This is a genomic window from Psychromonas antarctica, from assembly GCF_022267535.1.
Taxonomy (GTDB): Bacteria; Pseudomonadota; Gammaproteobacteria; order Enterobacterales; family Psychromonadaceae; genus Psychromonas; species Psychromonas antarctica.
This window is the reverse complement of the sequence record NZ_JAHNZV010000009.1, coordinates 14040-27513: the sequence shown is the minus strand read 5'-3', so window position 1 is coordinate 27513 and position 13474 is coordinate 14040. Positions and strand designations below refer to the sequence as shown.

Genomic DNA, 13474 nt, shown 5'->3' with positions numbered 1-13474 from the left:
TAAAAGTCATCAGCAGTGAGTTATCGGCACGCAGTAAACTTCTGATAACCATTTTAGCGCAAGCAGATAATTTCAAGAGCCGTTCTATTATTTTTAGATAAAAAAAAAGCCTCACAAAATGTGAAGCTTTTATTTGAAATTGGTGCCCGGAGCGAGACTTGAACTCGCACACCCATAAGGCGAGGGATTTTAAATCCCTTGTGTCTACCGATTCCACCATCCGGGCGATTATCTGACTGTTGCCAGATAAGTGCCGCAAAGTGTATAGAATTCCACATGAAGCACAAGTCATTAAGGGGAAATAATTGAACAAAACAGTCCAACTGCTTGTAAATCAGACAAATATGATTTTTCTACCTGTATTGATTTCTTTCTTAATTTTTTTAATGGATAGCTGGCGGAATGCAACATTCTTCCATACAATTGTTTTGTAAAGGGCTCGAACTCTCGGGCAAAATTTCACTATCAGCCCAGATTCAAATACATGACTAGCTGAACTCAATTAAGGTTAAATAACATGCTCATCAGACAGAAATTAATGATTAATACTGGGGTGTTTATCATCAGTATGGTAGCAATGCTGTCGTTAATGAACTTCTCTTCTTCATCCCTCCAAAAAGATATTTCAATTGCCCAAGATCTCGGGAAAATAGAGTCCAATGTGCTTCAGTTAAGGCGCAATGAAAAAGATTTTATTGCTCGTAAAGAGGGACAATACCTCGATACGTTTAATACAAATATAGCTGTGTTAAATAAGGATATTGATAGCATCAGTAAAGAGCTACAATCAATAGGGGTATCAACAACCGAAACGCAACAACTAAAAAAAGTCTTAGCTGAATACCAAAGCCATTTTTCCGCACTCGTGAATGCGCAAAAATCGATTGGCTTTAATGCCAATAGCGGTTTATATAAGAAACTAAGAGAAGCGGTGAACATTGCAGAACTTGCTATCGGAGATGTTGATTACCGAGCATTGAGTATGATGCTTAAGCTAAGGCGAAGTGAAAAAAACTTTATGCTCCGTTTTGAAGATAAATACGTTAAAAGTTTTCAAGATGACTTTATAAACCTTGATAATACTATTTATAAAAGCTACCTACCTGATTCACAAAAAAGAACGATTAACGATGCCTTAAAAATTTATCATGATGCGTTTTTATCTTTAGTCAAAGAACAAAAAGTACTCGGTTATAACGCTAATGAAGGATTACAAAAACAGATGCGGGAGAGTGTTCATAAAGTTGACATTCTGCTTGCCACTGTTATAAAAAAAGTAAATCGAGCCGTCACTGAATATGTCAGTTTTATTGAAAAACTAACATATAGCGTTTTCACGATAGCTATCATAATAGCAACTTTGATCTCATGGTTCTTAGGAAAGGGAATTATTCAAGGCATTACATTAATTAAAAATTCAATGGTAAGAGCCGCTGAAAGTAATGATTTAACAATTCATATTGAATCCAAAAATAAAGATGAATTGGCTGATATGGCGAATGCATTTAACAATATGCTCAAAAACTTCCAGCATTTGATAATTTCAGTCAATCAAACAGTCATGAGTGTAAATAACGCAACCAGCACGTTAGTCTCTAATATTCAGCAAGCAAATGCGGGTGTCGCATCGCAAATGCAAGAAACCGATATGGTTGCCACGGCCGTAACGGAAATGGTGGCGACCATTGAAGAGATAGCCAGTAATACAACCGATGCCGCAGATAAAGCACAACAAACAAATGTAAATGCAAATAAAGGCAGAGAAGGTGTTGACCTCACCATTAATCAAATCAAAGTACTTTCTAATAAATTAGTAGCCTCAGAATCGGTGATCAATGAGCTTGCAAAAGATAGTCAAACTATCGGATCTGTACTTGATGTTATTCGTGCTATTGCGGATCAAACCAATTTACTCGCGCTCAATGCAGCGATAGAAGCGGCACGTGCAGGAGAACAAGGAAGAGGCTTCGCGGTTGTTGCTGATGAGGTTCGTTCATTAGCTAGCCGCACGCAGGAATCAACAAAAGAGATTGAACATATTATTGATAAACTGCAAACAAGAACCCAGGGTATTGTTGTGCTCATGAGCGAATGCCGTAAAGAAGGAGAAGAAAGTACGACACAAGCATCGGAAGCAGGTCGTATGCTGGAGGAAATAAATAACGATGTCGTAAATATCATGGATATGACGACCGCCATTGCCACTGCTATTCAGGAACAAAGTGCAGTCGCCTCAGAAGTCAACCGCCATATTGTATCTATTCGAGATGTAGCTGAAATCGCAAGTGAATCAGCACAGCAAAACGAGCAGATGAGTAGTGAATTAACACAGCAGGCGACTGTATTAACCAGTGAAATAAAGCGCTTTACTATCTAGTTTAGGTAAGCCAATACAAACCGAAATTAGAAAAGGCGAATAAAAAATATCTATTCGCCTTTTTTATTTCATCGAGTTTCTTATTCGATTAGAAACGAGTTAATCTCCTCCTCTGTGGCATGGCGCACATCAACACCTTCAACAAGATAAAGGGTTTGTTCGCAAATATTTTTACACCGATCTCCAATTCGTTCTATTGCCCGTGCCGCTGCCAGTACTTTTAAAATATTAGGAATGATACGCGGATCTTCCATCATAAACGTCATCAACTCACGGACGATGCTTTCATACTGACGATTCACTTTTTTGTCTTGGTTATGCGCCATAATCGCCGCTTTTAAATCTAAGCGCGTGAAAGCATCTAGTGTGTTATGTAACATCTTTAAGACTATCTGTCCCATATTCTCCAAACCGATCAACGATGGCCCGACTTGCCCATGATTTTCAATCACCATACGGGCTATAGATACCACGCCGTCACCTACCCGCTCTAATTCCGTTATACTTTTCATGATAGTCAGTATTAAGCGCAAATCACTCGCAGCAGGTTGTCGCTTAGCGATAATGCGCGAGCACTCCTGATCAACATTTGATTCAAATTGATTAACCTCCTTATCTTTCGCAATAATCTGCTGAGCAAGTTCAATATCATTATCCGCCATCGCTGCTAATGCATCTCCAAGTTGCTTTTCAATCAGCCCCCCCATCTGCATCACTTGATTACGAACGCTTTCTAATTCACTATTAAACTGCCCTGAAATATGGCGATTAATATTCAAATTTTCCATTATCTATTCCTCGATTTTGTTAACCGTAGCGTCCCGTTATATAGTCTTCGGTCTGTTTTTGCGTCGGTGTAGTAAACAGGGTATTAGTATCTGAATACTCAATTAATTTACCCATATACATAAAAGCGGTTTGATCTGAAACCCGCGCAGCTTGCTGCATATTATGAGTGACTATCACTACTGTGAATTTTTCTTTTAGCTCAGAGATCAACTCTTCAATGGTCAGTGTTGAAATGGGATCAAGCGCCGATGTTGGCTCATCAAGTAGCAATACCTCAGGATCAATCGCCACCGCACGCGCTATGACTAATCGTTGTTGCTGACCACCAGAAAGACCAAATGCATTATCATGCAAACGATCTTTTACTTCATTCCATAGCGCAGCACTGCGCAATGAATTTTCAGCGGCTTCATCTAATCTACGACGATCTTTAATCCCCTGCAAACGTAAGCCATAAATAACATTTTCATAAATGGATTTCGGAAAAGGATTGGGCCGTTGGAATACCATACCGACACGACGGCGTAGTGCCGCTACATCTACCGACTTATCGTAAATATTAGAGCCCTGTAAGGCAATATTCCCTTCTACACGACAAATATCAACCAAATCATTCATACGGTTAATACAGCGTAGTAAGGTTGATTTACCACAGCCTGATGGGCCAATAAAGGCGGTTACTTGACCCTTAGGTATTTTCATCGACACATCAAATAGTGCCTGTTTATCACCGTAATAGAGATCTAAATTTTTAATCTCTAATGCGGTTTGCTCAGCACTTAGATGCGTAAGAACTTCTCTTTGTGTACTTGATTTTGCTAATCTAATCATTTGTATATCCTACTTTACGGCGTTAACATTAATGCTCTAATGCGCGGTATTTTTCTCTTAAATTATTTCGAATGGCAATTGCAGCTAAATTCAATCCAATAATAACGGTCACTAATAAGAATGATGTTGCATAAACCAACGGGCGTGCCGCTTCTACATTAGGGCTTTGGAAACCAACATCATAGATATGAAAACCAAGATGCATAAATTTACGTTCCAAGTGCAAATAGGGAAAGTTACCATCGACAGGCAAAGTAGGTGCCATCTTGACCACGCCCACTAACATCAGAGGTGCGACCTCCCCAGCTGCTCGTGCAACCGCCAAAATAAGGCCGGTCATAATAGCAGGGCTTGCCATTGGTACTATAATTCGCCATAAAGTCTCTGATTTTGTAGCACCAAGGGCAAGCGATCCTTCTCGTAAGGTGCTAGGGATTCGGCTTAACCCTTCCTCAGTTGACACAATAACAATCGGCAATGTTAAAATAGCTAAAGTTAATGCACACCACAATACGCCAGGAGATCCGAATGTTGGGGAAGGCAGTGCTTGTGGATAAAATAACTCATCAATACTGCCGCCGAGAATATACACGAAGAAGCCCAGGCCAAACACACCATAAACAATGGATGGCACTCCCGCTAAGTTAATTACAGCAATGCGTATAAATTTAGTTATATTATTTTTACCGGCATATTCATGTAAATAGATAGCGGCCACCACACCAAATGGGGTGACAATCACAGCCATTAACATCACCATAAATACGGTTCCGAAAATAGCGGGAAAAACACCGCCTTCCGTATTCGCTTCGCGTGGATCGTCACTAATGAATTTACCTACTTGATGAAACCAATGCTGAACTTTTGCAAAGAACGTCATGTCGTTAGGCAGATGAAAATCAAGCACACTAGATATTGGCAGGATAACTTTTCGCCCAGTCATGTCTCGTAATTGCACACTGTCACGCTGTGCTTGTTCACGATAGGCAAATAACTGTTCTTCTAATACAAGATATTGATCTCGAAGTCTCTGACTTTGTTTGTCAAACTGCCCTATTTTATCTTCTGTCAGCAAACCATCTAGCGCTAATTTTCGTTTATCCAAGCGAATTTTCTCTAACTCATAATTAATATGGCCTATATCACTGCCCAATAATTGATCTTCTTGATCTTTAAAAGTAGTCGTACGTATAACTCTTTTTTGCAACTCTGATGCAAACTGAGTCTTATTGATAGCCACTGGTTGGCCATTCTCGAGAATAGCATCAATATAACCATAAAAATTGCCATTTTTAGTACGTTCCAATACGACCACATCTTTCGGAACTGTTTTACCAGAGACAATAGTCTCTAATATCCATTGAAAATCCAGATCAACGTATTCGCGATTACCAATTTTAATTAAGTAGCGCTCTAATGTTTCGCCTTTATCTTCCAACCCCTCAACACCAGCGGAAATAAGTTGGGCTTTCAAAACAGTTTCGCTATCGTAGATCTCACCAATAAGATTGTAGTGCTGCCCTTGCTCATCAAGCATATCAAATTCATAAACCGTGCTTGGCCAAAAAAAACTAAGTCCCCGCCAGCCGATTAAAAGAACCAGACCAATAACGGCGATTAAACTTAAACTTACCGCTCCACCTGTCATCCAGATCCACGGTGTTCCCGACTTAAACCACTTTCCCATTACCATTAACTCCTATTTATAGGCTTGAATATTTTTCACGTAAACGTTGGCGGATAAACTCAGCCACCGTATTGAAGAAAAATGTAAAGATGAAAAGAACAAATGCCGCCAAAAATAGGACACGATAATGTGAGCTACCCACTGCTGACTCTGGTATTTCAACTGCAATATTGGCAGATAAAGTACGCATACCTTCAAATATATTCCAATCCATAATAGGTGTATTACCCGTCGCCATTAGGACGATCATTGTTTCACCAACGGCGCGCCCAGTACCCATCATAATGGCAGAAAACATGCCTGGGCTGGCCGTTAAAATAACGACTTTTGCCAAGGTTTGCCAAGGTGTCGCACCAAGCGCTAAAGAACCCATTGTTAAACTTTTGGGTACACTGAAGATAGCATCTTCAGCAATTGAAAAAATAGTTGGAATAACAGCAAACCCCATGGCGATGCCAACAACTAAGGAATTACGCTGGTCAAAATTAATGCCTAATTCATTGGTCAAATACATGCGAGCATTGCCATCAAATAGCCACAATTCGAGAGTGCCACTAAAACTCATCGATCCATAACCAACAAGCAGTAAGACAGGGATTAAAATCAGTGGGTGATAGCCTTCCGGAATAGCTTCTTTGAACTTTTTAGGCAAAGTACTCCAAGCTAATGCGGCTGCTAAAACACTAAGCGGTAAGCTGACTAATAACAATATAATGCCGGGCAGTTGATTCTCTATGAGTGGTGCTAACCAGAGCCCTGCAAGGAAACCCAAAATAACCGTTGGCAGCGCCTCCATGATTTCCACCGTAGGTTTGATATACGAACGTATACTTGGAGACATAAAATAGCCAGTGTAGATAGCCGCTGAAATAGCAATCGGTACAGCGAATAACATCGCGTAAAAAGCGGCTTTTATAGTACCGAAAGAAAGTGGTACTAAGCTCATTTTCGCTTCGAAAGAATCACTTGCAGAAGTAGATTGCCACAAATATTCAGCTTTGGGATACCCTTCATACCAAACTTTTTGCCACAGTGTCGACCAAGTGATATCAGGATGTTCATTATCAATTGAGAACAAACGTAAACGCGTATTCTCAGCAATTAATAGCGCATTTGCACGCGGTGATATTGCTACTTGCATGCTTTCATTATCGGATACTTTTTCACTTAACAGACGAGTATGACCGGTACTGTGAAATACTGACAAATACCCTTTATTATCTGCAGTAAAAAAAACTTTTCGAAAATATTCAGGAATAATAGTACGTATCTTCCCTTCTGCTTTAAAGTCTCGAATAAAAGTGAATGTACGTTTATTGTCTTTTAAAACCTCAAACCATTGACTGATAACACCATTAGTATTTGCCACCATCAACGAGCTAGCGCCGGTTAACAACTGTATATCGGTTACATCTGCATCGAGTGCATTAATGGGCAAAGCAGATTTAATGTGTATATTATCAGTATCCGATACGTCATAAACAAGTAGATCATTATGCGAAAGAACAAACAAGTTTTTCATATCGGGACTAAGCAGTATCTGATCAACTTGATTAGGCAACGCAGGCAGGCTAATACGCTGCTCCTCCCATTCTATTTCATCGGTCATCATATTTTGAGTTGCATTTAACACCAAAAAAATACCACGTTTATCATCTGTCACTACTGCAATTGCGGCTTTTGAGTCAGAGAACTGAAAGCTAGCAGCGGTGATCGCATGACCTTGGTCATCAATAGTGAGTTTCTCACTCCCGAATGGATAACGGATATTCGGAGTGATTAAGCGGGCATCATCAGGGTACGTTGTTATAAAATCGGCTTGAAATATTTTCACCTGACCTTGGGCATCGGCAAATAAATAAGCATGTCCAGCAGCAACGCTTTGGGCGAAGGCTGTATGCTCACTGAGCATGGTATCTTCCAGTAGTAAATCACCTAAATCACGACTACGTAAAGAATAAAATGAAATTTTCCCATCATCACTTATTTTGTATGCCACATCATTTTGTTCATCCAATGCCAATGCCAACACATTGCTATCAGTTTGGTAAGAAAACTCTTTTTCCTCCTTAATCGATACAGGAGCAAAAATAGGTAGCACCACGTAAAGCAGATAACCAAAGATAAGCAATAGAGTCACCAGCACTAATGAACCACCCGTGGTGATGCTGTATTTGACTAATTTATCTTTGATCAGGCGTTTCCGATTAGCTTTTAACTTGTTTGCGAAATCACGATCCATTTATTATCTCCAACATATTTAATATGAAAGAGTATATGGCGGTTTTGTGACAGTTATATTACAAATATTACGATTGTGAAGTAAAACAATAAATAAGGCAGATAAAACCCGAATACGTTGCCAATAAAACGTGTCGATTTAATTTTAATTTTTGTAAGGTTTTAATCTCCCTTCGCCATGACTTTTTTTGCCATAAGCTCGTTTGCAGAGCGAAAACTTAAGTTGGCTTATCGTTTTAAAAAAGTGAATAGCGGCGAGGAAGAGCAATGTAAAGCGGATAAGAGCTGCAACAAATAAAGTATTGTCGGTATTTGCCAAAAAAAACAAACATTTGATTGGCTTTTACAAAGCAATGGTTGCTAGGTTAATTTAACTCTACGCGGGAGAATGAACGCGAAATTATATTTTAGATTAGAAAGTTAAAAAATCACATTATACGCTGTTAATAGTATGGTCTGGTTGAAGGTAACTCAGCGTAGTAATAGCAGGCTATTGGCAGCTGAGTCAACACAGACACACACAAGTAGATACATTGTATCAACTGACTTACCCAGGCAGGTTAGTTATCCAGAAGCTCATGTAAGACTTTTCCTAAACGCTTAATCCCTTCTTCAATAACATCAGGATCAACACTTGAGAAATTAAGACGTAATGTATTTAGATCGCGCTTTGTAACATAAAATGGGTCTCCAGGTACAAAGGCGACTTTATCTTTGATCGCTTTTTCAAAAAGGGTCATTGCGGACATCCCTTCGGGTAATGTAACCCACAAAAACATCCCCCCCTCAGGATTAAGATAAGTGACTTGCTTAGGAAAACAGCGTTTGATTGCATTTTCCATTACTTGTTTTTGCTTTCCATACACGCCAATAATCTTTTTAATATGCGCATCTAAATCATTATCTTTGAGGAAACGATGCAGTACTCTTTGGCAAAAATAATTTGTATGTAGATCGCCCGCCTGCTTTGCGATAACAAGCTTTTCCATCAACGCTTTCGGCGCCGCTATCCAGCCTAAACGAAATGACGGCACAACTGTTTTAGAGAATGAACCTAATAAAATAGTCTGTTCTGGCAAAAAAGCTTTAAAAGAACGCTTTTCTTCACCTGAAAATCGTAATTCACCATAAGGATTGTCTTCAATTAAGAGTGTCTTGGTTTTAGATAAACAATCAGCAACAGCCTGTCGATTCTCATTAGTATATGAAATACCCGATGGATTCTGGAAATTTGGCACCGTATATATCAGTTTCGCTTGAGTTGTTTTGAGCGTGTCTTGTAAAGCATCTATGTCCATGCCATCTTGACCAACGGGTACAGGTTTAAATTTTGCAGAATAAACTTCAAATGCTTGAATCGCACCTAAATAGCCAGGTTCTTCAATCAACACTTCATCACCTTCATTGATCAATACCTTGCCAAGCAGATCCAACCCCTGCTGAGAGCCATTGGTAATTAATATTTCATCAACACTTATCTCCAACCCTTTACGCCTGTAATCGCAAGCAATCATTTCGCGTAGTGGTAAATAACCTTCAGTACTGCTGTATTGCAAAATATCTTTGCCATCTTCATTGAAGAGATCATTTGTCGCTTGCTGCAACGCTTCGACGGGAAACAGATCGCGGTTAGGCAATCCACCTGCGAATGAGATAATTGCGGGATCAACAGCGACCTTTAAAATTTCACGAATGAAAGATGGTGCTACACCTGAGATGCGATTTGAGAAAAGCTCGTTCATAAAATTATCCATAATAACGATTATTAAATTACCAAAAAAAATGCTGGCTGCAGTACTATCTATAAAAACAGCAAGGCTTATCAGTATCCCAATAAATTAGTTAACTATCAGGATATCACTGTTAACTATGCCATTTAATGGGTCAATATCCAATTAATATAAAGTGTAAAAATGTTATTCTCTTAATTTTAGATTAAAAAAAAGGAGACATAATGTCTCCTTTTAAAAATCTAATTACTTATCGAGCAGTGTAATTAAGCAAGTGCTTTTTTAGCGACTTCAACTAAATGAGCAAATGTTGCTTTATCAAATACTGCGATATCAGCAAGAATCTTACGATCGATTTCAACAGAAGCCTTTTTCAGACCATTGATGAAACGGCTGTAAGACAGACCGCTAATACGAGATGCAGCGTTGATACGTGCAATCCATAATTGACGGAATACACGTTTACGTTGACGACGGTCACGGTAAGCGTATTGACCAGCTTTTGTTACTGCTTGAACCGCTACGCGATAAACACGTGAACGAGCACCGTAATAACCTTTAGCTTGTTTTAAGACTTTCTTATGGCGTGCACGAGCTTGTACACCGCGTTTTACTCTTGGCATTTTATATTCCTTAACTTAGGCGAATGGTAACATTCTGTTAACACTTGGCACATCTACTTTAGCTACCATGCTTTGAGCACGCAGGTGGCGTTTACGTTTAGTAGACTTCTTAGTTAAGATATGACGTAAATGTGATTGTTTACGTTTAAAACCACCAGAAGCAGTCTTTTTAAAGCGCTTTGCAGCACCTTTGTTAGATTTCATTTTAGGCATTGCGAACTCCGCATTGTTCTAATTTAAATTAAACCAGTAAGGCGAGTATAAATATAACCTTGTATCAACAGACACAAAGTTATAGTTAACACTACTTTAAGCCTTAGCTAGCACGTTTAGGGCCTAACACCATCACCATTTGTCGACCTTCCATTTTAGGGAAAGATTCGACAACGGATATTTCAGCTAAATCCGCTTTTATACGGTTTAACAGAGCTAATCCAATAGATTGGTGTGCCATTTCACGACCACGATAACGTAGTGTTACTTTAGCTTTATTACCCTCAGTTAGAAAGCGAACCAGGTTGCGTAGTTTTACCTGATAATCGCCTTCGTCAGTTCCAGGACGGAATTTTATTTCCTTCAGCTGAACCTGAACTTGCTTTTTCCGTTGTTCTTTAACGGATTTGCTCTTCTCATAAAGAAATTTGCCATAATTCATTATGCGACAAACGGGTGGTTCTGCATTTGGGCTAATCTCGACTAAATCAAGATTCTGCTCAAAAGCCATGTTTTTTGCATCTTCTAGTGTAACCACACCAATTGGTTTGCCTTCTGAGTCAGATAAACGCACTTCCGTTCCTGTGATCTCTTCATTCAAACGATGTTTGTTGCCCTGCTGAGGGGCTTTTTTTGCACCTTTTATAACAAATTCCTCCAAAAAAATTAATGACGAGTGATGATTTCTTCTTTCACGTGAGCTACAAAGTCATCGACATTGAACTTACCTAAATCATCACCTTTGCGTGTTCTTACTGCCACTTCATTTGCTGCGACTTCTTGATCGCCGACAACAAGTAAATAGGGAATACGTTTTAATGTATGTTCGCGGATTTTAAAGCCTATCTTCTCATTTCTCAAGTCCGAAATCGCTCTAACACCCGATTTTTTCAATTTATTTACAACTTCTTCGACAAAATCAGCTTGTTTGTCAGTAATATTCATAACAACAACCTGTTGAGGTGATAACCAAGTAGGAAAAACACCTGCATATTCTTCAGTTAGAATACCGATAAAGCGCTCAAGTGAACCTAAAATTGCACGGTGAATCATAACAGGAGTATGACGTTCGTTGTCTTCACCAATAAATGAAGCATCTAAACGACCTGGCATTGAATAATCGAGTTGGATAGTACCACATTGCCAAGCACGACCCAAACAATCATATAAAGTAAATTCAATTTTAGGGCCATAAAAAGCACCTTCACCAGGTAGCAAATCATATTTAATATCATTCGCCGTTAATGCGTCTGCTAATGCCTTTTCAGATTTATCCCATGTTGCGTCATCACCGACACGCTGTTCGGGACGCGTTGAAAGTTTAACCACAATATCTTCAAAACCAAATGTTTTATAACATTCAAAAAGAATGCGAATACAAGTCGAAACTTCTTCAAGGATCTGTTCTTCAGTACAGAATATATGCGCATCATCTTGCGTAAAGCTACGGACACGCATTAAACCATGTAATGAACCTGACGGTTCATTACGGTGACAAGCTCCAAACTCGGCCATACGCAGCGGTAATTCACGGTATGATTTCAATCCCTGATTAAAAATTTGAATATGACCAGGGCAGTTCATCGGCTTAATAGCATAATCACGACTTTCTGAATGGGTGCAGAACATATTATCTTTGTACTTACCCCAATGCCCTGATTTTTCCCAAAGTGCACGATCTAAAATTTGTGGCGCTTTAACTTCTTGATAATCATATTTTTGAAGAAGTCCGCGCATGTAGTTTTCTAATTCACGGTATATTGTCCAACCGTTATCATGCCAGAAAACCATACCCGGCGCTTCTTCTTGCATATGGTAGAGATCTAACTGCTTGCCAATTTTGCGATGATCACGCTTTGCGGCTTCTTCAAGGCGTTTTAAGTAAGCCTGAAGCTGTTTTTTATCAGCCCATGCGGTTCCATAGATACGCTGCAGCATTTTGTTATCAGAATTGCCACGCCAATAGGCTCCCGCCACTTTCATTAGCTTAAAATACTGACTGAACTTCATCATAGGCACATGCGGTCCACGACACATATCAACATATTCTTCATGGTAATATAAGCCAGGACGATCGTCAGGATGTATACCTGCAATAATTTCTAATTTATAGTCTTCTCCACGTTCAGCGAAGACAGCTTTAGCTTCTTCTACAGAGACTTTCTTTTTAATGACCTTGTAATTAGTTTTCACTAACTCATTCATGCGTTTTTCAATCTTAGCAAGTTGATCATCATTAATAGCGACATCAACATCAATATCGTAGTAGAAGCCATTATCGATAGTAGGACCAATAGCCATTTTAGCTTTCGGATATAATTGTTTAATGGCATGGCCTAAAAGATGCGCACATGAATGACGCAGTATTTCTAACCCTTCCTCATCTTTTGCCGTGACAATAGAAACGAGCGCGTCATCTTCAATGGGATCGCAAGCATCAACTAATTGGCCATTAACGCGACCGGCGATACAAGCTTTAGCAAGACCGGGCCCGATATCTGCTGCAATTTCCATAATGGAGGTGGTGTTTTCAAATTGACGTTGATTACCGTCGGGTAGAGTGATAATTGGCATGCGATTTTTCCTCACAGTGATGCTTCCAACCAAAAAGCATTTGTATTAATCTATAAACAGAGCACGCATTTTAAAGCAATAAGTTGCGCATGAAAAGCGACAATTTATTGATTATAAGTTCAAGATTAAGTTATCGGGAGTTTATGCTTCATCGGAATGATGAATGGCATTAAATTCATTGCCCTTCAATATACCTTGCAGCACTTCTTTATTACTTGCCAAATATAAACCTAACTCTTCTAATTGCTGATCATCAAGCGTTACTGAGCTCGCACCTAAAAACGCGGCTAACTGATCTGCGCTATCGAGCATTTTGTCATAGGCATCAGCTTCTTTTTTACTCGTAAAGGTCATTTTTTCAACACCTTTTCTTTCTACAATATATTTTATGATTACTGCCACGGCGGCC

General features: G+C 39.3%; 11 protein-coding genes and 1 tRNA gene. 1 reads left to right on the top strand and 11 read right to left on the bottom strand.

The features are described 5' to 3' along the window. Nucleotides 1-140 precede the first annotated feature (140 nt). Nucleotides 141-226: transfer RNA gene (locus tag KSO91_RS04175), tRNA-Leu, on the bottom strand. A gap of 291 nt (nt 227-517) precedes the next feature. On the opposite strand from KSO91_RS04175, the gene KSO91_RS04170 reads away from it, so the two are divergent. Next, nucleotides 518-2377, top strand: coding sequence for a methyl-accepting chemotaxis protein (locus KSO91_RS04170; RefSeq protein ID WP_238741620.1), 1860 nt, complete (start codon nt 518-520; stop codon nt 2375-2377). An 80-nt stretch (nt 2378-2457) separates the two neighbouring features. Here KSO91_RS04170 and phoU read toward each other — a convergent pair whose 3' ends face one another. The 10 genes from phoU to KSO91_RS04120 all read right to left on the bottom strand — a co-directional run bounded on the left by phoU (nt 2458) and on the right by KSO91_RS04120 (nt 13467). Beyond that, the gene (gene phoU / locus KSO91_RS04165; protein ID WP_238741618.1) at nt 2458-3165 is read right to left on the bottom strand and encodes a phosphate signaling complex protein PhoU; all 708 of its coding nucleotides are present in this window, start codon (nt 3163-3165) and stop codon (nt 2458-2460) included. 19 nt (nt 3166-3184) lie between these two features. Continuing rightward, nucleotides 3185-3997: a phosphate ABC transporter ATP-binding protein PstB gene (gene pstB, locus KSO91_RS04160; RefSeq protein ID WP_238741616.1), complete on the bottom strand. Its 813-nt coding sequence runs from the start codon at nt 3995-3997 to the stop codon at nt 3185-3187. 28 nt (nt 3998-4025) lie between these two features. Beyond that, complete coding sequence (gene pstA, locus KSO91_RS04155) at nt 4026-5684, bottom strand: phosphate ABC transporter permease PstA (RefSeq protein WP_238741613.1); 1659 nt, start codon at nt 5682-5684, stop codon at nt 4026-4028. A 16-nt stretch (nt 5685-5700) separates the two neighbouring features. After that, nucleotides 5701-7926 carry an ABC transporter permease subunit gene (locus tag KSO91_RS04150; protein ID WP_238741611.1) on the bottom strand — a complete coding sequence of 742 codons (2226 nt, stop codon included), beginning with the start codon at nt 7924-7926 and terminating at the stop codon, nt 5701-5703. A 559-nt stretch (nt 7927-8485) separates the two neighbouring features. Beyond that, entirely contained in the window at nt 8486-9667 is a 1182-nt protein-coding gene (locus KSO91_RS04145) for an aminotransferase-like domain-containing protein (protein WP_238741610.1), read from the bottom strand. 254 nt (nt 9668-9921) lie between these two features. Beyond that, nucleotides 9922-10278, bottom strand: a complete 357-nt coding sequence (gene rplT, locus KSO91_RS04140; protein ID WP_015464855.1) for a 50S ribosomal protein L20 — start codon at nt 10276-10278, stop codon at nt 9922-9924. Nucleotides 10279-10293: 15 nt separating this feature from the next. Next, nucleotides 10294-10491, bottom strand: a complete 198-nt coding sequence (gene rpmI / locus KSO91_RS04135; RefSeq protein ID WP_019613447.1) for a 50S ribosomal protein L35 — start codon at nt 10489-10491, stop codon at nt 10294-10296. 103 nt (nt 10492-10594) lie between these two features. Then, nucleotides 10595-11152, bottom strand: a complete 558-nt coding sequence (gene infC, locus KSO91_RS04130) for a translation initiation factor IF-3 (protein ID WP_238741609.1) — start codon at nt 11150-11152, stop codon at nt 10595-10597. A 5-nt stretch (nt 11153-11157) separates the two neighbouring features. Further along, complete coding sequence (gene thrS, locus KSO91_RS04125; RefSeq protein WP_238741608.1) at nt 11158-13065, bottom strand: threonine--tRNA ligase; 1908 nt, start codon at nt 13063-13065, stop codon at nt 11158-11160. Between the two features lie 141 nt (nt 13066-13206). Further along, entirely contained in the window at nt 13207-13467 is a 261-nt protein-coding gene (locus KSO91_RS04120; RefSeq protein ID WP_238741607.1) for a YebG family protein, read from the bottom strand. Nucleotides 13468-13474 lie beyond the last annotated feature (7 nt).